Source organism: Bradyrhizobium mercantei (assembly GCF_001982635.1).
GTDB lineage: Bacteria > Pseudomonadota > Alphaproteobacteria > Rhizobiales > Xanthobacteraceae > Bradyrhizobium > Bradyrhizobium mercantei.
Window position 1 is genome coordinate 227,771 of sequence record NZ_MKFI01000003.1, and the last position, 22,493, is coordinate 250,263.

17 protein-coding genes are annotated in these 22,493 nt (G+C 59.7%); 13 read left to right on the forward strand and 4 right to left on the reverse strand.

Annotated elements, in window-relative coordinates; translation table 11 throughout:
• Positions 1-6 precede the first annotated feature (6 nt).
• The 13 genes from BI327_RS14635 (at position 7) to BI327_RS14695 (ending at position 18,519) form a co-directional block, all read left to right on the forward strand.
• Positions 7-1,947 carry an alkyl/aryl-sulfatase gene (locus BI327_RS14635; protein ID WP_076861044.1) on the forward strand — a complete coding sequence of 647 codons (1,941 nt, stop codon included), beginning with the start codon at positions 7-9 and terminating at the stop codon, positions 1,945-1,947.
• Between the two features lie 157 nt (positions 1,948-2,104).
• The gene (locus BI327_RS14640; RefSeq protein WP_076861046.1) at positions 2,105-4,033 is read left to right on the forward strand and encodes an alkyl/aryl-sulfatase; all 1,929 of its coding nucleotides are present in this window, start codon (positions 2,105-2,107) and stop codon (positions 4,031-4,033) included.
• A gap of 50 nt (positions 4,034-4,083) precedes the next feature.
• Positions 4,084-5,175: a Zn-dependent alcohol dehydrogenase gene (locus tag BI327_RS14645; protein ID WP_076861048.1), complete on the forward strand. Its 1,092-nt coding sequence runs from the start codon at positions 4,084-4,086 to the stop codon at positions 5,173-5,175.
• Positions 5,176-5,273: 98 nt separating this feature from the next.
• On the forward strand, positions 5,274-6,590 hold the full coding sequence (locus BI327_RS14650) for an MFS transporter (protein ID WP_076861050.1): 1,317 nt from the start codon (positions 5,274-5,276) through the stop codon (positions 6,588-6,590).
• Between the two features lie 165 nt (positions 6,591-6,755).
• Complete coding sequence (locus BI327_RS14655; protein WP_076861052.1) at positions 6,756-8,312, forward strand: long-chain-fatty-acid--CoA ligase; 1,557 nt, start codon at positions 6,756-6,758, stop codon at positions 8,310-8,312.
• 97 nt (positions 8,313-8,409) lie between these two features.
• Positions 8,410-9,327: an SDR family NAD(P)-dependent oxidoreductase gene (locus BI327_RS14660; protein WP_076861055.1), complete on the forward strand. Its 918-nt coding sequence runs from the start codon at positions 8,410-8,412 to the stop codon at positions 9,325-9,327.
• Between the two features lie 11 nt (positions 9,328-9,338).
• Positions 9,339-10,520, forward strand: a complete 1,182-nt coding sequence (locus BI327_RS14665) for an acyl-CoA dehydrogenase family protein (protein ID WP_076861056.1) — start codon at positions 9,339-9,341, stop codon at positions 10,518-10,520.
• A gap of 7 nt (positions 10,521-10,527) precedes the next feature.
• Complete coding sequence (locus BI327_RS14670; protein ID WP_076861058.1) at positions 10,528-11,724, forward strand: CoA transferase; 1,197 nt, start codon at positions 10,528-10,530, stop codon at positions 11,722-11,724.
• A gap of 12 nt (positions 11,725-11,736) precedes the next feature.
• Positions 11,737-12,966 (forward strand): acetyl-CoA C-acetyltransferase, encoded by a 1,230-nt coding sequence (locus tag BI327_RS14675; RefSeq protein ID WP_076861060.1) that lies wholly within the window; start codon positions 11,737-11,739, stop codon positions 12,964-12,966.
• Positions 12,967-12,968: 2 nt separating this feature from the next.
• Complete coding sequence (locus tag BI327_RS14680; protein WP_076861062.1) at positions 12,969-14,564, forward strand: acyl-CoA dehydrogenase family protein; 1,596 nt, start codon at positions 12,969-12,971, stop codon at positions 14,562-14,564.
• 119 nt (positions 14,565-14,683) lie between these two features.
• A complete protein-coding gene (locus BI327_RS14685) occupies positions 14,684-16,720 on the forward strand; it encodes an NADPH-dependent 2,4-dienoyl-CoA reductase (RefSeq protein ID WP_076861064.1) in 2,037 nt (678 codons plus the stop codon).
• A 143-nt stretch (positions 16,721-16,863) separates the two neighbouring features.
• Entirely contained in the window at positions 16,864-17,214 is a 351-nt protein-coding gene (locus BI327_RS14690; RefSeq protein ID WP_245334860.1) for a helix-turn-helix domain-containing protein, read from the forward strand.
• A 141-nt stretch (positions 17,215-17,355) separates the two neighbouring features.
• Positions 17,356-18,519 (forward strand): acyl-CoA dehydrogenase family protein, encoded by a 1,164-nt coding sequence (locus BI327_RS14695; protein ID WP_076861068.1) that lies wholly within the window; start codon positions 17,356-17,358, stop codon positions 18,517-18,519.
• Between the two features lie 106 nt (positions 18,520-18,625).
• Here the strand turns inward: BI327_RS14695 and BI327_RS14700 are convergent, their stop codons facing one another.
• The 4 genes from BI327_RS14700 to BI327_RS14715 all read right to left on the reverse strand — a co-directional run bounded on the left by BI327_RS14700 (position 18,626) and on the right by BI327_RS14715 (position 22,490).
• Positions 18,626-19,348, reverse strand: a complete 723-nt coding sequence (locus tag BI327_RS14700; protein ID WP_089025484.1) for an SDR family NAD(P)-dependent oxidoreductase — start codon at positions 19,346-19,348, stop codon at positions 18,626-18,628.
• Positions 19,345-19,902 (reverse strand): 2,4'-dihydroxyacetophenone dioxygenase family protein, encoded by a 558-nt coding sequence (locus BI327_RS14705; RefSeq protein ID WP_076861070.1) that lies wholly within the window; start codon positions 19,900-19,902, stop codon positions 19,345-19,347. Before BI327_RS14705 ends, BI327_RS14700 begins: the two co-directional genes overlap by 4 nt.
• A gap of 80 nt (positions 19,903-19,982) precedes the next feature.
• Entirely contained in the window at positions 19,983-21,506 is a 1,524-nt protein-coding gene (locus BI327_RS14710; RefSeq protein ID WP_076861072.1) for a UxaA family hydrolase, read from the reverse strand.
• 189 nt (positions 21,507-21,695) lie between these two features.
• Positions 21,696-22,490, reverse strand: coding sequence for a transporter substrate-binding domain-containing protein (locus BI327_RS14715; protein ID WP_076862139.1), 795 nt, complete (start codon positions 22,488-22,490; stop codon positions 21,696-21,698).
• Positions 22,491-22,493: the final 3 nt, after the last annotated feature.

Below are 22,493 nucleotides of genomic sequence, written 5' to 3' on the forward strand. Positions count from 1 at the left end.
CTTGCCATGACCAATACGGATGTCGGACACGCGCGGCCCAAGCACGCATCAGCGACGGTTCGCAGCGCGAACGAGGCATTGCTGACCCGTCTTCCCTTCGCGGATCGGGCCGACTACGACGACGCGGCTCGCGGGTTCATCGGAACAATCGAGAACGCACGCATCGTCAGCGAGAAGGGACGGCCTGTCTGGTCCCTGGAACCCTATAAATTCCTCAACGAGCCAGCGTCCCCACCCACAATCAATCCGAGCCTCTATCGTCAGGCTCAGTTGAATATGTATCACGGGCTGTTTGAAGTCGTTCCCAACGTTTATCAGATCAGAGGGTTCGACATTGCCAACATGACGCTCGTCGAAGGTGAACGTGGCGTGATCGTCGTCGATTGCCTCACGACGATCGAAGGTGCGCGGGCGGGCCTCGAGCTGTACTGGAAGTATCGCGGCAAGAGGCCGGTCACGGCCGTCGTGATCACGCACCCGCACGGCGATCACTGGGGCGGGGTTCGTGGCGCCCTGTCGGAATCAGACGTCAAAAGCGGAAATATTCCGATCGTCGTGCCTGACAAATACATGGAACATCTCGTTTCCGAGAACATCATCGCCGGCCCCGCGATGTATCGGCGCGCGATGTACCAGTTCGGCCATACACTTGATAGGAGCCAGTACGGTCAGGTTGATTGCGGCCTCGGCAAGACAATCGCGTGGGGATCGATGGCGATCGTGCGCCCCAACGATCTCATCATGGCGACCGGTGATAAGCGCACGATCGACGGGGTCGAGTTTGAATTCCAGATGGCGCCCGGCACTGAAGCGCCGGCGGAGATGCACTTCTACCTGCCGAAATACAAGGTTCTGAACCTTGCGGAGAACTGCACACATAACTTTCATAACTTGTTGCCGTTTCGAGGCTCGGAAGTGCGCGATCCGCTCGCCTGGTCGAAATATCTCGCCGAGGCTCTCCATCTCTGGGGCGGTAGGGCCGAAGTGTTGTGCGGCCAGCATCACTGGCCCATCTGGGGCAAGGACCGCGTCGCCAAGATGATCGGCCAACAGCGCGATTTGTATAAGTTCGCGCATGACCAGACGGTCCGCTTGATGAACCACGGCCTGACGCCAACGGAGATTGTCGAGGCGCTTGAAATGCCGAGGAGTTTGGAAGGGGCTTGGCATACACGCGGCTACTACGGCCACATTCGTCACAACGCCAAGGCTATCTATCAGCGGTATCTCGGCTGGTACGACGCCAATCCGGCCAATTTGGATCCGCTCCCGCGGGCGGAAGCCGGAAGGAAGTTTGTGGAATATATGGGCGGTGCCGACACCGCGATCGACCGCGCCCAACTCGACTTCGAAAAGGGCGAGTTTCGCTTCGTCGCTCAAGTGCTGAGCCAGGTAGTGTTCGCGGAGCCAAACAACAAACGTGCACGCGATTTGCTCGCGGATACGTTCGAGCAGCTGGGTTACATGTCGGAAAGCGCCAACTGGAGAAACGCCTATCTACTCGGAGCGCAGGAGCTGCGCCAGGGCGTAGCTTCAATGCCGCCGCGGGATCGCCTCCCGCTAGAGACGATCGCGGCGCTTCGCACCGAACAACTGTGGGACTATTTGGGGGCGCGCGTGATTGCTCCCAAGGCCGAAGATAAGATGATGGTGTTGAACTGGGAGTTCTCCGACACCGGGGAAACGTTCATCCTGACGCTAGAAAATTGCGCGCTCACCTATCTTGCAGGAGTTCAGGCAAACACGGCCGATGCGACTTGCACTCTCACCCGCGGGGTCTTGGACACGGTGATCGCTAAGCAAACGACTTTCGGCGAAGCAATCCAAGCGGGAACGCTGAAGGTCGAGGGCGACGCGCGAAAGCTGGATGTGCTGATGTCCGTTTTGGATACCTTCACAGGAGTTTTCGAGATCATCGAACCGCTACGACAAGAGGCTGCGACTTAAGACCGAGCAATTCCTGATGGATCCGGAGCAACCGGGACCGATAACCCGACGACGCTCCCAACACTCGCATCAACGATGGCGCGCCCCATTCGGTTCGCGCTCAAAAGATGCGGCGGGAAAGTACAACACACCCAATCGAACGAAACGGAGGAAATCCATGAGCAACAACACCGTCAAGGCGCTACCGAAGGACGCCTCGCGCTCGGTCCGTAAGATGCAAGAGGACCTGCAGGCAAGCCTGCCCTTTTCCGACAGAGCCGATTACGACGACGCGGCTCGCGGCTTCATTGCGACGATCGATAACGCGCATATTGTGAATGAGGCGGGCCGCGCCGTTTGGACATTGGAGCCGTACGGCTTCCTCAGCGAAGAGAAGGCATCGCCCGACACGATCAATCCGAGCCTCTTTCGTCAGGCTCAGTTGAATATGTATCACGGATTGTTCGAGGTGGTTCCCGGCGTTTATCAGGTGCGAGGTTTCGATATCGCCAACATGACGTTGATCGAGGGCGATCGCGGCGTCATTATCACCGATTGTCTGACATCGATCGAGGGCGCGCGCGCAGGTTTGGAGCTCTATTACAAGCACCGCGGCTGGAAGCCGGTCACGGGCGTGATGATCACGCATACGCACGTGGATCACTGGGGCGGCGTGCGCGGCGTGCTGTCGGATGAGGAGATCAGGAGCGGCAATGTTCCGATCATCGCGCCAGATCAATTCATGGAGCATACCGTTTCCGAGAACATCATTGCCGGGCCGCCGATGCTGCGGCGCGCGCAATACCAATTTGGCCACACCCTTCCCAAGACTGCGCGCGGCCAGGTTGATTGCGGTCTGGGTAAGACGATGGCGTGGGGCTCCTTTTCGCTGGTCCCGCCCAACGACCTCGTCATGGCGACCGGCGATAAGCGTACGATCGACGGGGTCGAGTTCGAGTTTCAGATGGCGCCCGGCACCGAAGCGCCGGCGGAGATGCATATCTATTCCACGAGGCACAAGGTTCTGAATCTAGCGGAGAACTGCACTCACACTTTTCATAACCTGCTGCCATTCCGTGGTGCCGAGGTACGCGATCCGCTGGCTTGGTCGAAATACCTGGCCGAAGCGCTCTATCTGTGGGGCGGGAAGGCAGAGGCACTGATCGGGCAACATCATTGGCCCGTCTGGGGCGTAAAACGCGTCGCCAAGATGATCGGCCAACAGCGCGATCTCTATAAGTTCGCCCATGATCAGACCGTTCGGCTGATGAACCACGGCCTGACGCCGACGGAGATCGTCGAGGCGCTCGAAATGCCGAAGAGCCTGGAAACCGCGTGGCATACGCGCGGATACTACGGCCACATCCGTCACAACGCCAAGGCGATCTATCAGCGATATCTCGGCTGGTATGACGCCAATCCGGCCAATCTGGATCCGTTGCCGCGCGCGGCGACGGGAAGGAAATTCGTCGAATACATGGGCGGCGTGGATGCGGCAGTCGAGCGGGCGCAGCGCGACTTCGACAAGGGTGAGTTTCGATTCGTCGCCCAGGTATTGAGCCATGTGGTGTTTGCAGATCCGAACCACGCTGGCGCCCGTAATCTCCTGGCCGACACGTTCGAACAGCTAGGTTATGCGACGGAGAGTGCTAACTGGCGGAACGCTTATCTGCTGGGTGCGCAGGAATTGCGCCAGGGGGTCACCCCCATGCCGCCACGCGATCGCATGCCTCCCGAAACGATCGCAGCGCTTACGACCGAACAGATTTGGGACTTCCTGGGAGTGCGGGTCATCGCGTCCAAGGCGGACGGCATGACGATCGTCCTGAACTGGGAGTTTTCCGACACCGGTGAGACGTTTGCCCTGAACCTCGAAAATTGCGCCCTAACCTACCTCAAGGGCATTCAGTCGAAGACTGCGGACGCGAGCTGCGTCCTGTCCCGGCAGGATCTCAATGCCGTAATTGGCAAGCGAACGACTTTCGGTGAAGCGATCCGGGCCGGAACGCTCAAGGTCCAGGGCAACGCGGAAAAACTCGAGGCTCTGATGTCCGTCATGGACAACTTCAGCGGCACCTTCGAGATCGTCGAACCCATTCGGCATTGAAGTCTCCGCGCCGCAGCAATCCGTCGAAACGAATACCAAGGAAGCAGAAGATGAAAGCCGCAGTCCTCACGGAAGTTAACAAGCCCCTGCAGATCCTCGACGTTGACGTCGATCCGCCGAAGGCGGGTGAGGCGCGGGTGAAGATGAAGGCGACCGGTATCTGCATGAGTGATTGGCACATCATGACCGGAGATTGGCCGACGAGGTGTCCCATTGTCTTGGGTCACGAAGCGGCAGGGATCGTTACAGAGTTGGGACCCGGCCCGTCGCATCTGTCGGTTGGCGATCACGTGATCTTCTCGTTTACCTCGCATTGCGGTCACTGCCGCTACTGCAATTCCGGCCGATCCGTCCTTTGCAACGGCTACAAGGCGCCGGGCTTCATGATGAATGACGGCACGACCCGTATGAGCTTCAAGGCTGAGCCCGTCTACCAAATGGGGCGCATCGGTACGTTCCGCGAAGAAGTCGTTTGCTCGACCGAGAATCTTATTTCCATCCGCAAGGATGTTCCATGGACTGTGGCCGCGATCATCGGATGCTCGGTGGCGACGGGAATCGGGGCTGTTACCCGCGGCGCTAAGGTCCCGTCGGGAGCCAGCGTTCTCGTGGTTGGCTGCGGTGGCGTTGGGCTCAACATCGTGCAGGGTGCGCGTCTCGTCGGCGCGCGGACGGTGGTCGCGGTCGATCTACTCGATAACAAGCTGGAGTACGCCAAGGCATTTGGCGCGACGCATACGATCAACGGCAAGACAGAGAAGGTAGTGGAGCAGGTTCGTGCCATCACCGGCGGCGGCGTGGATTATGCCTTTGATGCGATCGGTACCGAGGCAACCGTGCTGCAGATCGTCGACGCCGTGGCGGCCGGTGGCGTTGCGACCATGGTAGGCATTCCTTCGATGACCACGCGTGCCGCCATCTCGCCCTTCAGCATGGTGTTCCAGGAAAAGACGCTGGGCGCATCCTTCTATGGGTCGGTGCAGCCGGACATCGATTTTCCGATCTTCGCTGACCTCTACATGGGCAAGAAAATCAACCTCGATGCGCTGATCTCCCGCACCTTCAAGCTTGAAGAGATCAACGAGGGTTTCGAACAATTGCGCACCGGTGGCGTCGCGCGCGGAGTGATCGTGTTTGATTGATGTCGTTGCGGCGACGGTTCCATAGAGGAACGGGAGCTGGCTCGCTCGAGCCCAAGAACAAGAAGAATGAGAAGCCTAATCGTCAGGGAGAAACGGAAATGCGAGTTCATGCGGAGTTGGTCGCCAACAACCAGAATGGTTACGTCGGCACACGAACCGCTGCATGGGCGGTCTTTGCGCTGACCTTCCTATTGATGTTGTTCGATTTCATAGATCGGCAGGTCATCGTTTCCATGTTGCCGATCATCAAGGCCGAATGGAAGCTGAGCGATACGCAGTTGGGTGGGCTCATTTCGATTGTCGCCTTTACAGTCGGCGTTCTCTCGATCCCCGTCGCCATCGTCGCGGACCGCTGGAGCCGCGTGAAATGCGTGTTCGTCATGGCGGCCATTTGGAGCCTCGCCACGATCGCATGCGGTTACGCGACGAGTTATCTGCAGCTGCTAAGTCTGCGTGGATTGGTGGGGGCAGGAGAGGCGGGCTACAATGCCGTTGGAAGTGCGATCCTGGCGGCCCGCTTTCCCGCGCGAATGCGTGCCCTTGTCCTCGCATCGTTTACGGCGGCTGCGACAGTCGGCGTTGTCACCGGCGTGGTGCTCGGCGGAATCATCGCCAAGAACTATGGATGGCAGTTGGCCTTCGGCATCGTCGGTATCCCAGGATTGATCCTCGCCTTCCTTTATCTGTTCGTCGAGGACTACGAGACGGTAAAGATTACCGATGGGCGCGCCTCCAACAGGCCGAGCTTGCTGGGAATGGCGCAGCTCCTTCTGCAGACACCTTCCGCGATGATCATATACATAGCTAGCGGACTGCAACTGTTCGTCGTCTCGACTATGTTCTCCTGGTTGGCGAGCTTTTTCAATCGATCCTATGGTCTTTCCGTCGACAAGGCGGGCATCCGGGCGGCGATGCTTCTGCTTGCCGGCTGCATTGGGACGATCTTGTGGGGCTATCTCGCGGATTATTTCGGTCGCACAGGCGCACGCAACAAGATCTGGGTTATGGCGGCCAGTGCCTTCTCAAGCGCACTTGTACTGCCTTTGGCCTTTGGGGTCTTTTCGCCTGGCCCGATACAAGTGGCGATGATTACTCTTGGCTGCATCCTCATGACAGGAACGATTGGTCCGGTGGGGGCGGTTGCAGTCGACGTGGTCCATCCAGGAGTTCGTGCAACTGCACTTGCTGTTGGGGTGCTCGTCCAGAATTTGCTGGGCCAGGCAGCGGGGCCCTTCTTCACCGGGTTTCTTTCAGACCGGTATGGACTTTCGTTCACGCTGTCCGTTGTGCCGTTGGCGGGCGTCCTTGCCGCGGTCGCCTTTCTGTTCACCTTGCGCCGCTACGACAGGGACTTGACCATGCGCACGCATAGTCCAGCGACGGGGACTCACGTTGGCGTAATCAGACCGAACTGATGGAGGCCGGAGTGATGTGGATCAATGGCTTCGGCCTCGCTTTGCCCGAACCGCCCTTCGGTAGTGCGAAGGATCACGGTAGGAGCTCCGACGGGGGCACCGAGGCGAGGGAAGGATGCGTCAACATCAAGTTCATCACTCGGACCGCGGTCTAGGGAGTGCGACATGGGACTTACTTCATATTTGCGACAGTGGGCTGTGCAACGTGGTGATCGCACTGCGTTGGTGTTTGAACAGAAACGCCGAAGCTGGGTCGAGTTGGAGGATCGCGTCGGTCGCCTTGCAAGTGTCCTACGGGGGCTCGGCGTCAAGACGGGAGATCGTGTTGCGATGTTGGCAAACAGCAGCGATCGCTATGTCGAGTATTACTATGGCGTACTGTGGCTCGGCGGCATTGTGATGCCCCTCAATTCCCGTCATGCGACGCCCGAATTACTTGCGCAAATTCACGATGCAGAGCCCAAGGTCCTACTCGTCGATGCCTCGTTCGCATCCGTTGCCGAGGAAATCAAGACGGCGTCACCTTCAATCAAGCACGTGATCTACGCGGATGACGGCGAAGCGCGCGACGGAATGATCGGATACGAGCAGGCAATCGCGGCCGCCACAGCGTGCGATGACACGGACACCGGGACAGATCATGTTGCCTGCCTGTTCTATACGGGTGGTACCACCGGCCGCTCCAAGGGCGTCATGCTTACGCACGACAATCTGTTGTCGTCGGCCGGGTGCATGATCGGACTGCTCGGATTGAAGGATGAGTCACTGACGCATCTGCACGCGGGCCCGCTTTTCCATCTTGCCGCGGGCGGCCGCGTGCTCATGACGACCATGGTTGGCGGCCGCCACGTGGTCGTCCCGCGGTTCACGCCCCGCGACGTTCTGACAGCCATTCAAACTGAACGCATCACCGCCCTAACGCTCGTGCCGACCATGTTGAGCATGATTCTGCAGCAGCCTGACTTCAACTCCTTCGACCTGTCGAGCGTCAGGCTTATAACCTATGGCGCCTCGCCCATGCCGGAAGCGCTCCTGCGAGAAGCCTTGGCGAAGTTTCCTAAGGTGCACTTCTCGCAAGTGTACGGAATGACGGAACTATCGCCGGCGGCGACCATGTTGCGTCCCGAAGATCACCGGCAGGGCCCCGCCCATCGGCTACGGTCCGCCGGAAAGCCCGTGACGAGTGTGGAGCTGCGTGTCGTGGATGCCGACGACAACACGCGACCGACGGGCGACGTGGGCGAGATCGTCGTGAGGGGGCCTACCGTCATGAAGGGCTACTGGCGGCAGCCAGAGCAGACGAAGCAGGCCCTGCGCAACGGTTGGATGCACACGGGTGACGCCGGATACCTCGATGCCGATGGCTATCTATACGTCGTTGATCGGACCAAGGACATGATCGTTTCCGGAGGAGAGAATGTGTACTCGGCCGAGGTTGAGAATGCGGTCGGGCAACATCCCGCCGTCAGGCAGTGCGCCGTAATCGGCATTCCTTCCGATCAATGGGGCGAAGCCGTGCATGCCGTGGTCGTGCCGCGCGAAGGACAGAAGGTCGACCCTGAAGAGATCATCAGTCACTGTCGATCCTTGATCGCCGGATACAAATGTCCGCGATCGGTGGAGGTCCAAAATGCAGAGCTTCCACTTTCCGCAGTAGGCAAAGTGGACAAGGTGGCGCTCCGTGCGCCGCACTGGAGAGGACGCGTAAGGCAGGTGAACTAGAACTGTCGGGCCACGAGACGGTGTAATCGCGCCGGCGCTCGCCAAACGCAGATCGTGCAACATTGAATAGCGCAGCTTGAACCAGAAGGCACAGTGAATGAGCAAGAGTTTGGAAGGCAAAGTCGTCGCCATCACCGGCGCGGGGCGCGGCATCGGCCGGGAAATCGCATTGCTCTGTGCTCGCGAAGGGGCGGCGGTCGTGGTCAACGATCCCGGCGTGGCTCAAACCGGCGATAGCGGCGACATGAGTGTTGCGGAAGGCACCGCTAACGATATCATCGCCGCCGGCGGGAAGGCTCATCCCAATTTCGCCAACGTCGCCGATCCGAAGGAGGCAGCCTCTATCATCGAGGATGCGGTTCAGCGCTTCGGCCGGATTGATGCTGTTGTCAATAATGCGGGCATACTGCGCGACGCCATCTGGCACAAGATGAGTTATGAAGACTGGAAGAGCGTGATCGACGTGAACCTCAATGGCGCGTTCTGTGTTTCGAAGGCGGCGACGCCTTATTTTCGTGATCAACAGTCTGGAAGTTTCATCCATTTCACCTCCACAAGTGGATTGATCGGCAACGTAGGTCAGGCCAACTATTCAGCGGCCAAGCTCGGCTTGGTCGCACTCTCGCAATCAATCGCGCTCGACATGGCTCGTTTTGGTGTGCGCTCCAATTGCATCGCGCCCTTCGCCTGGAGCCGCATGACGTCGTCGATTCCAGCGGAGACGCCTGAGCAGAAGGAACGCGTCGAGCGAATGCGGTCAATGAGTGCGGACAAGATCGCGCCGCTCGTCGCGTATCTCGCCTCGGACCTGTCGAAGGATGTGACCAATCAGGTGTTTTGCGTCCGCAAGAACGAAATCCTGTTGTTCTCCAAGCCGCGCCCGGTTCGCTCGATGATAAGGCTGGAAGGATGGACCTCCGAGGCCATTGCAACTGAACTCATACCGGCCTTCCGACCAAAATTTGCCCGCGCGGACGAGGTGTCCGCGCATGCGTTCCCCTACGACCCGGTTTGATAAGTTTTGCCATGAGCACCGTAATCTCCGGCATGGATGCCGACGCCTTTGAACAGTTTGTCGAGCAGCTTCGGCGCTATGTCCGTCAGCGCTTGATTCCTGCCGAACGCGTCATCATCGAGAGCGACGAGATACCGCCAGAAATCGTGCAGGAGATGCGCGACATGGGTCTCTTCGGGCTCACTACGCCGGAAGATTATGGTGGCTCGGGCATGAACGTCCGCCAGTATGCGCGCACGGTCAACACGCTCGCCTATGCGATGCCGGCCTTCCGGTCGCTGATCTCGATTTCCATCGGCATGTTCTGTTCGGCGTTAAAGAACGGCGGAACCGAGAAGCAAAAGGCAGATTGGCTGCCGCGAATTGCCTCGGGCGAGATAGCTTCGTTCGGATTGACCGAGCCCGGATCCGGGTCGGATTCCGCAGGCATGCAGACGACGGCCGTCAAGACAGGCAATAGCTGGGTGCTGAACGGCACCAAACGCTATATTACGAACGCACCTTTCGCGAAGGTTGCGCTGATCATGGCCCGTACCAGCAAAGAGAACCTGGCCAAAAACGCGCACGTCTCCGCATTCATCGTGCCGATGGACACGCCCGGCATTACGGTCGGAAAATCGGACAAGAAGATGGGCCAGGCCGGCAGCCAGATAGCCGACATCATCATGGAAGATGTCCGCGTTCCCGAAGACGCGCTGCTCGGCGGTGAGGTCGGCAGGGGGTTCGTCTATGCGATGAAAAGCCTGGACAATGGCCGTATCTCGGTTGGAGCTGCGGCCACCGGTTACGCCAGGCGCGCGCTCGATTCCGCAATCCGCTACGCGACGGAGCGCAAGGCGTTCGGCGAGCCGATCGCGAACTTCCAGCTCATCCAGCAGATGCTCGCTGACAGCGATGTCGAGATCTATGCCGCCGAGTGCATGATGCAGGATGTCGCCGGTCGAGCCGATGCTGGTGAAAACGTACTGCGCAAGGCAGCCGCCTTCAAGGTGTTCGCGTCCGAAATGTGCGGCCGCGTCGTCGATCGCTGCGTCCAGGTCTATGGGGGCGCCGGCTATTTGGCCGAGTACGATGCGGAACGCTTCTTTCGTGATGCCCGCATCTACCGCATCTACGAGGGAACGACGCAGATCCTCCAGCTGCAGATCGCCAAGCAGATGCTACGCGAGTTCAACACGGGCGGATTGAGTTGAGGCCGTAATGTATGATCTGCTGTCCGGTCTGTCGGTAATCGAGGCGTCTTCCTTCGTTGCCGCACCAAGCGCGGGGCTTTATTGCGCCCAACTCGGCGCCGACGTAATTCGCGTCGACCAGATCGGGGGCGGCCCGGACTTCCGTCGCTGGCCGGTGACCCGCAATAGCGACTCGCTCTATTGGGAGAATCTCAACCGGGCGAAGAGGTCGGTCGCACTGGATCTCAATCGTCCCGAAGGACGCCAACTTCTACAGGCGCTCATCCGCGAGACCGGACAGGTCATCACGAATTTTCCGGCAAAAGGCTTCATGGAACATGAAACGCTCGCTGATGGCCATCCTGGCCTGATCACCGTGCGCGTCATGGGGTGGGCCGACGGCTCGCCTGGGCTCGACTATACGGTCAACAACGCGGTCGGCTATCCGATGATGACGGGCAGCGGGCCGGAGCCTGTCAACCACGTCTTGCCGGCATGGGACCTGCTCTCGGGAGCCTATGCCGCTTTCGCTCTGCTCGCTGCATTGCGTCGACGCTCGGAGACCGGAACGGGCAGTGAGGTGCGGATTCCGCTCTCCGATGTCGCAATCGGCACTGCCGCTAATCTGGGCGGCATTGCCGAAGTCCTCTATCACGGCGAGAACCGTCCCCGGCTCGGCAACGCCGTCTATGGTCTCTTCGGTCGGGACTTCATGACGGCCGATGGGGTTCGTACGATGATCGTCGTCGTCACCCACCGGCAATGGTCGAACTTGCTGGTTGCGCTGGGTCTTCAGCAGGCTGTCGCGGCCGTTGAGACCGAGCGCTGCATTTCCTTCGCCAAAGACGATGGCTTGCGCTTCACGCATCGCGATGCATTGTTCCCGCTATTCGACCGAGCCATCGGTGCGCGCAGCCATGCTGATCTAGCGGCTGTTCTCGATGCGGGCGGCGTCGTTCATTCCGCCTATCGCACGATGATGGACGCGGCGAAGGACCCCAAGCTGGTCACGAACAATCCGATCTTCGGCTCGAGCGAAAATCCGAGCGGCTTCAACTACCCGGCGGTGGGTGCGTTTGCGACCGTTCCGCAACTGGAGCGACATGCACCTCGAACCGCCCCCCGCAATGGCCAACATTCCAAACAAGTTCTCGCTGAAGTCCTCTCGCTTGCCTCGGGCGAAATCGCCCGCCTGATCGAGGCAGGCATCGTCGGCACCAGCTAACGGAGACTATCCATGACTTTGCGTCGCGCCGCTATCGTTGCCCCAATCCGCACCGCCGTCGGCAAGTTCGGCGGCACCCTCGCTCCGCTCAATGCCGGCGAACTGGGCGCCGTTGTTCTCAAAGGTTTGATGGACCGGACGAAGATCGATCCCGCGCGGGTCGACGACGTGGTCTTTTCGCAAGGCTATGGCAACGGTGAGGCGCCATGCGTCGGGCATTGGTCGTGGCTCGCCGCTGGGCTTCCGATTGACGTGCCGGGCTATCAGCTCGATCGTCGTTGTGGATCGGGTCTGCAGGCCGTGGTCAATGCAGCGATGATGGTGCAGACCGGTACGTCGGACGTGGTGGTGGCCGGCGGCGTGGAATCGATGTCCAATGTCGAATACTACACAGTCGAGGCCCGCCGCGGCTCGCGCGGGGGCGGTATGATGCTGCATGATCGCCTGACACGCGGGCGCCTCATGTCGCAGCCGGTCGAGCGCTTTGGCGCGATCACCGGGATGATCGAAACCGCCGAAAACCTTGCCCGGGACTACCAAATCGGTCGTCAAGCCTGCGATGCCTACGCGGTTCGCTCGCATCAGCGTGCGGCCGCGGCCTGGAAGAACGGCCTGTTCGACGATGAGCTTGTTCCGGTCCCGATTCCGCAACGCAAGGGCGATCCTGTGATGTTCGCTCATGACGAGGGCTATCGCGCCGACGCCAGCATGGAAACGCTGGGCGCGCTGAAGCCGATCGAGGCCAAGACGATTCCGGGCGCGGTCGTCACGGCGGGCAACGCCAGTCAGCAGAACGACGCAGCGGCGGCCTGTCTGGTCGTTGCGGAGGACAAGCTGGAGGAGATGGGTCTTGAGCCAATCGCCTGGTTCCACAGCTGGTCAGCCGCTGGCTGCGACCCGAGCCGCATGGGTATCGGCCCGGTGCCGGCGGTGGAGCGCTTGTTCGCACGTACCGGGTTGTCGTGGAAGGACATCGATCTCGTCGAGCTCAACGAGGCGTTCGCACCGCAGGTGCTCGCAGTGCTCAAGGGCTGGGGCTGGAGCGACAACGACAGTCGCCACGATGTTCTCAACGTCAACGGCTCGGGCATTTCGCTCGGCCATCCGATTGGGGCCACCGGCGGACGCATCCTGGCCAACCTGACGCGCGAGTTGGTGCGGCGCGACGGCCGTTATGGGTTGGAAACGATGTGCATCGGCGGCGGCCAGGGCATCGCCGCGGTATTCGAGCGGGCCGCCTGACCATGACGGATCTGATGCAGGCGCTGGAGGCCGCGCGCTCGTACCAGGCGACAGCGCAGGCAGCGCTTGCGGAGCGACTCGCGACGAAGCCCATCGACCTTGAACAGCGAGCCGCGCATGGTTTTGCCTGGATCGCGACCAGCGTGGCGGCGCTCGAAGCGCTGCTCGAATGGATAGACGCCGGCAAGGGTGACAATCCACTGGATCAGATGGTCGGGCGTCTCGCCTTTGCCGAGACGATCGGCCAGCTCGCGGGCGGGTTACCGATGGGGCAGAACGAGTTGCTGCGTCCCTCTGATCTGGGTATTGGGGCGGCGGGCCGTGCCCTGACCGACGCTTGCGTCGGGATTCTAGATGAAGACCTCTCCGAAACACGGAGGGAACTCGTTGCAGCGCTGGCGGAAGGCCATTGGCCGAGCGAGACGATGCGTGACGTCGAGCTCGACTCCATTCGCGATCAGTATCGCCGTTTCACTGACTCGAAGATTATCCCCAACGCACATAGATGGCACCTCGCCAACGATCTCATTCCTGATGAGATCGTCCGGGCGATGGCCGAACTCGGGACATTCGGCGTCTGTATTCCCGAGGCTTATGGCGGGCTCGGCCTCAACAAGCTGGTTATGTGTCTGATCACAGAGGAGCTGTCGCGGGGATGGATCGGCGCCGGCTCACTGGGCACGCGATCGGAAATCGCCGGCGAATTGATCGTGTTCGGAGGAACGGACGAGCAAAAGGCCCACTGGTTGCCTAGGATCGCCAGCGGCGACGTGTTGCCCACCGCCGTGTTCACCGAACCGGACACTGGATCCGACCTGGGCTCGCTGCAAACGCGCGCCAGTCGAGACGCCAACGGCGAATGGGTGATCCACGGCGCGAAGAACTGGATCACCCATGCCAGCCGTAGCGATCTCATGACGCTGATGGCGCGTACGTTGCCTGATGCCAAGGGCTATGCGGGTCTTTCCTTGCTACTCGTGCCGAAGCCGCGCGGCACCGCGACCGATCCGTTCCCGGCCGAGGGAATGAGTGGAAGCGAGATCGAGGTGCTGGGCTATCGCGGCATGCGCGAATATGCGTTGCAGTTCGATGGCATGCGCGCGCCGGCCAATGCACTGCTCGGCGGCGAGGAAGGTCAGGGCTTCAAGCAACTGATGCGAACCTTCGAAGGCGCACGGATCCAAACCGCCGCGCGCGCCGTGGGTGTCGCACGTCGTGCGCTCGAGCTGGGCCTTGACTACGCGCTCAGTCGCAGACAATTCGGCAAAGCAATCGTCCACTTTCCTCGTGTGTCAGACAAGCTGGCGGCAGGCTTGGTCGACTTCGTCGCAGCGCGCGAACTGAGTTATGCCGCTGCGCGGGCCAAGGACTCCGGCAAGCGTTGCGATATTGAAGCTGGGATGGCGAAGCTACTCGGCGCCCGTGTCGCCTGGTCGAATGCTGACGCCAGCCTGCAGATCCATGGCGGCAATGGCTATGCGCTCGAATATGAGATCAGTCGCGTGCTGTGTGATGCGCGAATTCTAAGCATTTTCGAGGGGGCTGCCGAGATCCAGGCGCAAGTGATTGCACGGGGGCTAACAGGCGGTCGCAATTGACGCGGATGGATGGGGCGGCGGGCCGTGGTTGACACGCAGCCGCCGCCACTTTAGTCGTTCGATTAACTAATTAATCGTTTAATTAAGGCTCGATGGCGGGCCTGAGGCGGAGGAGCCTGATGTTGGCCGACCAGAGATACCCGAAGCTGTTTGCCCCGCTCGATCTCGGCTTCACGCAGCTGAAGAACCGGGCGCTCATGGGGTCCATGCACACCGGGCTCGAAGAGGCCGAGAATGGCTTTGCCCGCCAAGCTGCATTCTTTGCTGAGCGCGCGCGGCACGGCGTCGGCATGATCATCACGGGCGGCATTCCGCCGAATGTCGAAGCAAGCGGCCATGGCGTCAAACTGTCGAGCCCGGAAGAAGCCGCCCGACACCGCGTGATCACGGACGCGGTGCATGCGGCTGATCCGGATGTGAAGATCTGCCTTCAGATCTTGCATCTGGGTCCGCTCGCGCGCACGGCTGCCTGCGTCGCGCCATCGGCCGTGAAGTCGCGGATAGGCGCATTTGTGCCGCGCGAACTGGATGAACAAGGCATAGAGCGCCAAATCGCTGACTTCGCCAACTGCGCAGCGCTCGCCAGGGCCGCTGGTTATGACGGCGTTGAGATCATTGGCTCGGCCGGCTATCTGATTTCGACCTTCCTGGTTCAAGCGACCAATCTTCGCACCGATCGCTGGGGTGGCTCGTTCGAAAACCGAATGCGGTTTCCCGTCGAAGTCATCAGGCGGGTGCGCGCGGCCGTCGGTCGCGACTTCATCCTGATCTTCCGCATATCCGCGATGGATATGCTTGAAGGTGGACTCGCCTGGGACGAGGTCGTTGCGCTTGGCAAAGCGGTAGTCGCCGCGGGTGTCAACATCGTCTCCACCCATTTCTGCTGGCACGAGGCCTTCGTGCCGACTATTGCCACCATGGTGCCACGCGCGGCTTTCACCCAAGTGACTGGCCGGTTGCGCAGCGAACTCGGCGTGCCGATGATCACTTCGAACCGGATCAACATGCCGCAGGTCGCCGAAGACGTCCTCGCGCGTGGTGATGCCGACATCGTCTCGATGGCGCGTCCGATGCTTGCGGACCCGGAGCTTATCCGAAAGGCGGCAGAGGGGCGCGAGGACGAGATCAACACTTGCATTGCTTGCAATCAAGCCTGCCTCGACCACACTTTCACCGGTCGTCTGGTCAGCTGCCTGGTCAATCCGCGCGCCTGTCATGAGACGGAGCTGACCTGTGATCGGACCCGGGCGCCCAAGAGCATTGCTGTCATCGGTGCAGGGCCTGCGGGCCTTGCGTTCGCCACGACCGCGGCGGAGCGCGGCCATAAGGTAACCTTGTTTGAGGCCGGCTCCGAGATTGGCGGCCAATTCAACCTTGCGCGAAGGATTCCCGGCAAGGAGGAGTTCGATGAAACGCTGCGGTATTTTCGCCGCATGATTGCTGTGCGCGGCGTTGACCTGCGCCTCAACACGCGCGCCGATTCCGACACGCTGAAAGAGGCCGGGTTCGACGAGGTAATCGTCGCGACCGGAATCGAACCGCGCATTCCGAGTGTCGAGGGTGTCGATCATCCGAAAGTCATGGGTTACATCGATGCAATTCGTGGCAGTCGAAAGGTTGGAAAGAGAGTTGCCATTATCGGAGCTGGCGGAATCGGCTTCGATGTCGCCGAGCTCATTACTCATGCTGGAAACTCGGCTGCGCTGAACGTTGAGCTCTTTGCGCGAGAGTGGGGTATCGACTTTAAGAACCATCCGCGCGGTGGCGTGACCGGCGTGAAGCCAGAGACCGTGAGCTCGGGGCGCGAGGTCTACCTCTTGCAGCGCAAAACCGACGCACTTGGACGAAATCTTGGCCGCACGACGGGTTGGACGCACCGCTTGGTTCTGCAACGTCGTGGCGTGCATATGGTGAGTGGGGTCGAGTATCTTAGGATCGATGACGAAGGCCTTCACACCCGCGTCAACGGACAGCCGCGGCTGTTCGACGTTGACACCGTCATCGTTTGCGCGGGGCAGACATCGCTGCGCAGGCTCTATGACGAGCTTCAGGCATATGGCGTCACCACGAGCCTTGTCGGCGGCGCCTGCGAGGCGGGCGAACTTGACGCCAAGCGTGCGATTGATCAAGCAACGCGGCTGGCTGCCGTGATCTGATGCCGACGCCGAATGACTAGAGCCACGAGATAAAAGAATTGACCTGAACTGAAATGCCATCGTTCACCGAAGCGAAGAGACGGTTTGACTATTTTGGAGCATACGCGATGGGACGTCGATCTACCAAGCTAATCGCGCAAGAGATGTCTTCGGCCGCCTCGGAGAATGGAGAGGTGATACGGGTCATATTACGCGCGTTTCAAATATTGCGGTGCTTCGAAGATCGAAGCAGGCGTCTGGGCAATCGGGAAATCGCCAAGTGCTGTAGTCTTCCTCGATCGACCGTCTCTCGTATCATGTTGACCCTCGCTCGGATCGGTCACGTCACCTATCTACGGCACGAGCAGAAATACACTCTAAGTCCTCATGCGGTCGCGTTCGATCCGTCACCATTGGTGGAAAGCTGTGAGGCGGTGCCGCCTACCGGTGCGGAGGGATCAGAACGCCAACCGTCGGCTAACGTTCGTGTGACCGATGACCAATTCGCGATTTAAACGGCTTCGGATCGAGACGGATGTTCCAAATCTCCACTCTCGTACCAATTGAGAGTCGCACGCCTGCAGGGGGCATCGCTCTGATCCGCCTCTCTGCATGCGTGCCGGCATCTAGCGTTGCTTGAGAATATTATCGGGTGAATGATGCGCAACTTTACCGAAGATCAAATCATCTTCCGCGACGCCTACAGGAAATTCCTCGCCAGCGAGATCGCTCCCCACATGGAAGAGTGGCGGGCGGCGGGCGTCGTCGACCGTAGTGCTTTCAAGAAGGCTGGAGACCTTGGCTTCCTGATGATCTGGCCCGACGAGAAACACGGCGGTATGGGCGACGCAGACTTCCGCTTTGAACAGATCATTATCGAGGAGACTGCACGGTCCGGCTGCAAAGGGTGGTTTAACACGCTGCACAGCCGCCTGGTCGGCACCTATTTCAAGCGCTTCGGCACTGATGAGCAACAGGGGCGGTTCTTGCCGCAGTGCGTCAGCGGTGAGACGATTCTGGCTATTGCCATGACTGAGCCCAGCGCTGGCTCCGACCTTGCTGGCATGCGAACAGTGGCGGAAGACAAGGGCGACTATTTCCTTCTGAATGGGTCGAAAACCTATATTTCAAACGGCATAAATTCCGACGTCGTGATCGTGGCGGCCAAGCTCGCTGGCGCGGAGAAAAAGCACGCCATGGTGCTCCTCATCGTCGAGCGAGCTATGGAAGGCTTCGAACGCGGCCGCACTCTTAAGAAGATGGGCATGCCGGCACAGGATACAGCCGAGCTCTTCTTTAACAACGTGAAGGTCCCCAAGGCTAACGTGCTTGGACAACCCGGTAAGGGCTTCTATTACTTGATGGAAGGCCTTGCCGAGGAGCGCCTGATTGCTGCAGTTGGCTCGATTGCCAATGCCCGCAAGGCGTTCGACATCACGCGCGCATATGTGATGGAGCGCAAGCTGTTCGGTAAGCCGCTTGCCGAGCAACAGAATACCCAATTTCGCATGGCGGAGATGGATACCGAGATCGACATCGTCCAGATCTATGTGGATCACTGCGTAACAGAGCACAATGCGGGGCGCCTCACCAGCAATATGGGAGCGAAGGCCAAAATGATGTCGTCGGAAGTCGAGTGGAAGATGCTCGATCTTGGAGTCCAACTTCACGGTGGGGCGGGGTATATGGACGAATATCCAATCAGCCGCATGTTCACCGACGCGCGGGTCAATAGGATCCTAGCGGGAAGTTCCGAAGTCATGCGGTTGATCATCGGCCGCGACGTCTTCTCGGAGCATTACAAAAGCATTCTCGAATAGTTGGTAACCGCGAAGGTGAGGCGGAGGCGCGCCGGAGCAGGCGCATGCATCGTGCAACTCGCCATAGCAAGTCCCGGAATGGGCTGTGCGGGTCTTACTCTGTTTCCTAGTAGGTTGCGCGTCCTCCCGACAGGTCAAACACCGCCCCGGTATTGAAGGTGCAGCTTTCCGAACAGAGAAACAGGGCCAATTCCGCTACCTCGTCAGGCTCGCCGAGACGACCCATTGGACTTTTGTTGATCATGACCTGAACATGGTCCGCGCTCATTTGATCCAAGAGCGTCGTGTGGACCGCCGCGGGAGCGATGGCATTGACCAGGACGCCAGTGGTCGCGAGTTCTTTTCCAAGCGACTTGGTAAGTGCTAGAACACCTGCCTTGGACGAACTGTAGGCTGCAGCGTTTGGTGTCCCCTCCTTTCCAGCGAGCGACGCAATATTGACGATTCGCCCCCAACCGTTCGCTACCAACGCGGGCGCGACTGCTTGGCAGACGAGAAATGTCCCGGTCAGGTTCACTTCAAGTATCCTTCGCCATTCCTCGATCGGGTAATCGACCGTAGGCAGAGTAAGGCCGGCGTAGCCAGCGTTGTTCACCAGGATGTCCAGGCGACGGTGGCGGTCTAAAGTGATGGCGAGTGCCGCGGCGATCGAGGCCTGATCCGTGATATCGACGGCGATAGTTGCATCGTCCAGTGGATCGCGGTCCCAATTCACAACCCTGACATCGCAGCGCTTGAGAGCATCCGAGATTGCCAGGCCGATGCCGCGCGAGCCTCCGGTAACGATCGCGACGCGCCCGTTGAGCGGAAAGTGAGAAGCTGACATCATCGGATAAACTGATCCACGTAATCAACACCCAGGCCGACTTTCTCATAGTGCGCACGGCACATGTCGATCTTCGTGAATACGTCCTCGAAGCCGGTATTCCGGCCCCATGGATCGACGTAGTACATGCAACCGTTAACCTGGAAGTATGTGATCATTTCCTCCACACCTTCATCGACGACAAGCGTATGCGTCTCACCCGGCGGTTCGAACGCATACGATCCCTCCGTCGCGATCCAATCGTGCTCCAAATAGCGCCAGCTTCCCTTAATCACGAATGCATGGACGGGACCTGGATGACGATGCCGGCTGAGCACGCCGGATTTGCGCACCTTCAGCAGGTTCATCCAATATCCGGCCGAGCGGCTAAGACACAGCGGTCGAAACCAGACATTTTGCGACTGCGGTACCCAAATGCGCTCGTCGGTCGGCACGGCCGGCGCCACGACCAGATCTGGCAAGCATTCCTTCGGCATGGGCAACTGGTATGGCATCCGCTTTTGAGTTTCGGCGTCCAACCCAGCACCCACATCAACTGACTTCCTTACGTCGCTCATCTTGTTTCTCCATTTTTTATAACTTGGGCTGCGGGTCAGCAGCAGGCCAGCAAGGGGGGCGGGCGTTCATCGGATGCGGTTCACATCGTCGCGCCGAGTTGCCACGGGACAAACTCGCTCGAGCCGTAGCCGAGCAGTTCAGACTTGGAGCGCTCGCCGGATGCGACGCGCAAAATCCTCTGGAAGATTTCACGGCCCTTCTCTGCAATTGTCACGCCGTCGAGAATATCGCCGCAGTTCACATCCATATCCTCTTGCATTCTGTGGTATAGATCCGAATTGGTGGCGAGCTTGATGGAGGGGGTCGGCTTACACCCATAGGCGGAGCCACGGCCGGTCGTGAAGCACAGGATGTTGGCTCCTCCGGCAACTTGTCCCGTTGCCGCAACCGGGTCGAAGCCAGGCGTATCCATGAAAACAAAACCCTTCCTGTCAATTCGCTCCGCGTAGCGATAGACTCCTCTCAGCGTGGAAGTGCCTCCTTTGGCGACTGACCCGAGGGATTTCTCAAGGATGGTTGTCAGTCCACCCGCCTTGTTACCGGGAGAGGGATTGTTATTGAGTTCGCCGCCGGAACGAGCCGCATAGACCTTCCACCATTCGATGAGATCGACGATACGACGGCCGATCGTCTCGTTTTCGGCCCTACGGGTGAGGAGATGCTCCGCACCAAAGATTTCCGGCGTTTCAGAAAGCACTGCCGTACCACCCTGACGGACCAGCATGTCCGCGGCCGCACCTAGCGCTGGATTCGCCGTTAGCGCCGAATAGCCGTCCGAGCCGCCACACTGAAGCGCCAGCGTCAACTCCGAGGCCGGAACGGTCTCGCGTCGCGCGCTATTGGCCAACGGCAACATCTCCTTCACCCGTTCGACGCCCGCCTCGATTGACCTGCGCGTTCCACCTTTCTCTTGAATTGTCATGCTTCGGAAGTGCTCGCCCTCTTCGACACCGAATTGAGCCTTGAGGCGAGGGATCTGGAAAACTTCGCAACCCAGGCCGACGAGCAGAATGCCGGCGAGATTGGCGTGAGTCGCATAGCCCCACTGCGTCCGTGAGAGCAGATCGAATCCTTCACCGCTTGCTGCCATGCCGCAGCCCGTCCCATGAGTAAAAGCGATGACGCCGTCGACGTTGGGATAGTCGGCGAGGATACCGGACCGCTCCACCGCCGTCGCTATGAAACCGGCTACCGTTGCCGAACAGTTCACCGAGGTGAGGATACCGAGATAGTTGCGAGTTCCAATGCGGTCTCCGGGCCGACGGAAACCTTCGAAAGTTGCGGCAGTCTCACCAGGGAGCAGTGCCTCTCGAGGTGTAGCGTCAGTGGCGAACGCGTAGTCGCGATCGAAGTCCTGCATGACGATGTTGTGCTCATGCACCCACTCACCGGGCGAAATGGTGACCCCAGCAAAGCCGATCGTTTGACCGAGTTTCCGGATCGGCTCCCCTTCGCTGATGGTGCAGCTGGCGATCTTGTGGCCTCTCGGTATTGCGCGCGCTGCGCGCAAGCCTTGGTCCAGTTCGGCACCTTGCCGGACCGGATCGAGAGCAACAACAACGTTGTCTGTTTCCGTGAGACGCAGGATGCGCGGAGAAGACATTTCGAACCTCTATGGTGGCGCTTGATGGCGCGGGCCTGAATGGCGCGGGCCTGAATTGCGCTCGTCGCCGTAACGTATCCGTCTGTCCCGACGTCTGACGAAACGCCACGTCAGCAACTCTCGAGACGAGAAGGGTTGGAAATACGCCTGCTTCGCTACGGCTCTAAATCCCTGCGAAGCCGGAAGCGCTTAAGTCTTGGGCATCGTCTTGGGTAGCGATACCCCGTTGTAACGGGTGTAGATCTCGTCGAGCTTTCCATTTGCGAGGTTTTCGGCGATGATTTCGTTCAAGCGATTCCGGAAGGCGTTGTCACCTTTGCGGATTCCAATAGCGTATGGATTGGTCTTCAGGATGATCTTTACCTGGAGTGGATCGTCCGTGCGGCGTTTGTTGACCGCCGCCACGATTTGCGGCGAAGAGACCATGACGTTGAGTTGCTTTGAAACCAGACCCGTTACGAGTGTTGCGTCGTCGTCATATCGTGTCAGCGGGACAGTCGGGAATTGGGCGGCCGCTTCCAGATCGCCGGTCGTGCCACGCGTTGTACCGATCTGGAGGCTGGCTAAATCGTTCAGCGTTTTAATTGGTGTACTCGCCGGAGCGGCGATGACGACTTGAATGACCCCGTAGGCGTCGGAAAAATCGATCACCTGCTTACGTTCGGGAGTCACGCTGAAAGAGGCCATAACAATGTCCGCTTGCCCTGTAAGCAGGGTTGGTACACGGTTAGGTCCTGTCACCTGAATGAGTTCGTAGGAGACGCCGAGCCCCTCGGCGATCAGGCGTGCGCTCTCCACGTCAGAGCCGGTCGGCTTCATCTGTGCATCGGTCATGCCAAACGGCGGGGAACCCAAGTCAACACCAATTCGGATCTTACCGCGCTTCTTGATTTCATCGAGCGAATCGGCGGCGGCGCCAGATGCGCCAAGAGCTAGGGCGAAAACGGCCGCCGAAGTGGTCGTGAGGAATGTACGTCGGTTCATGTT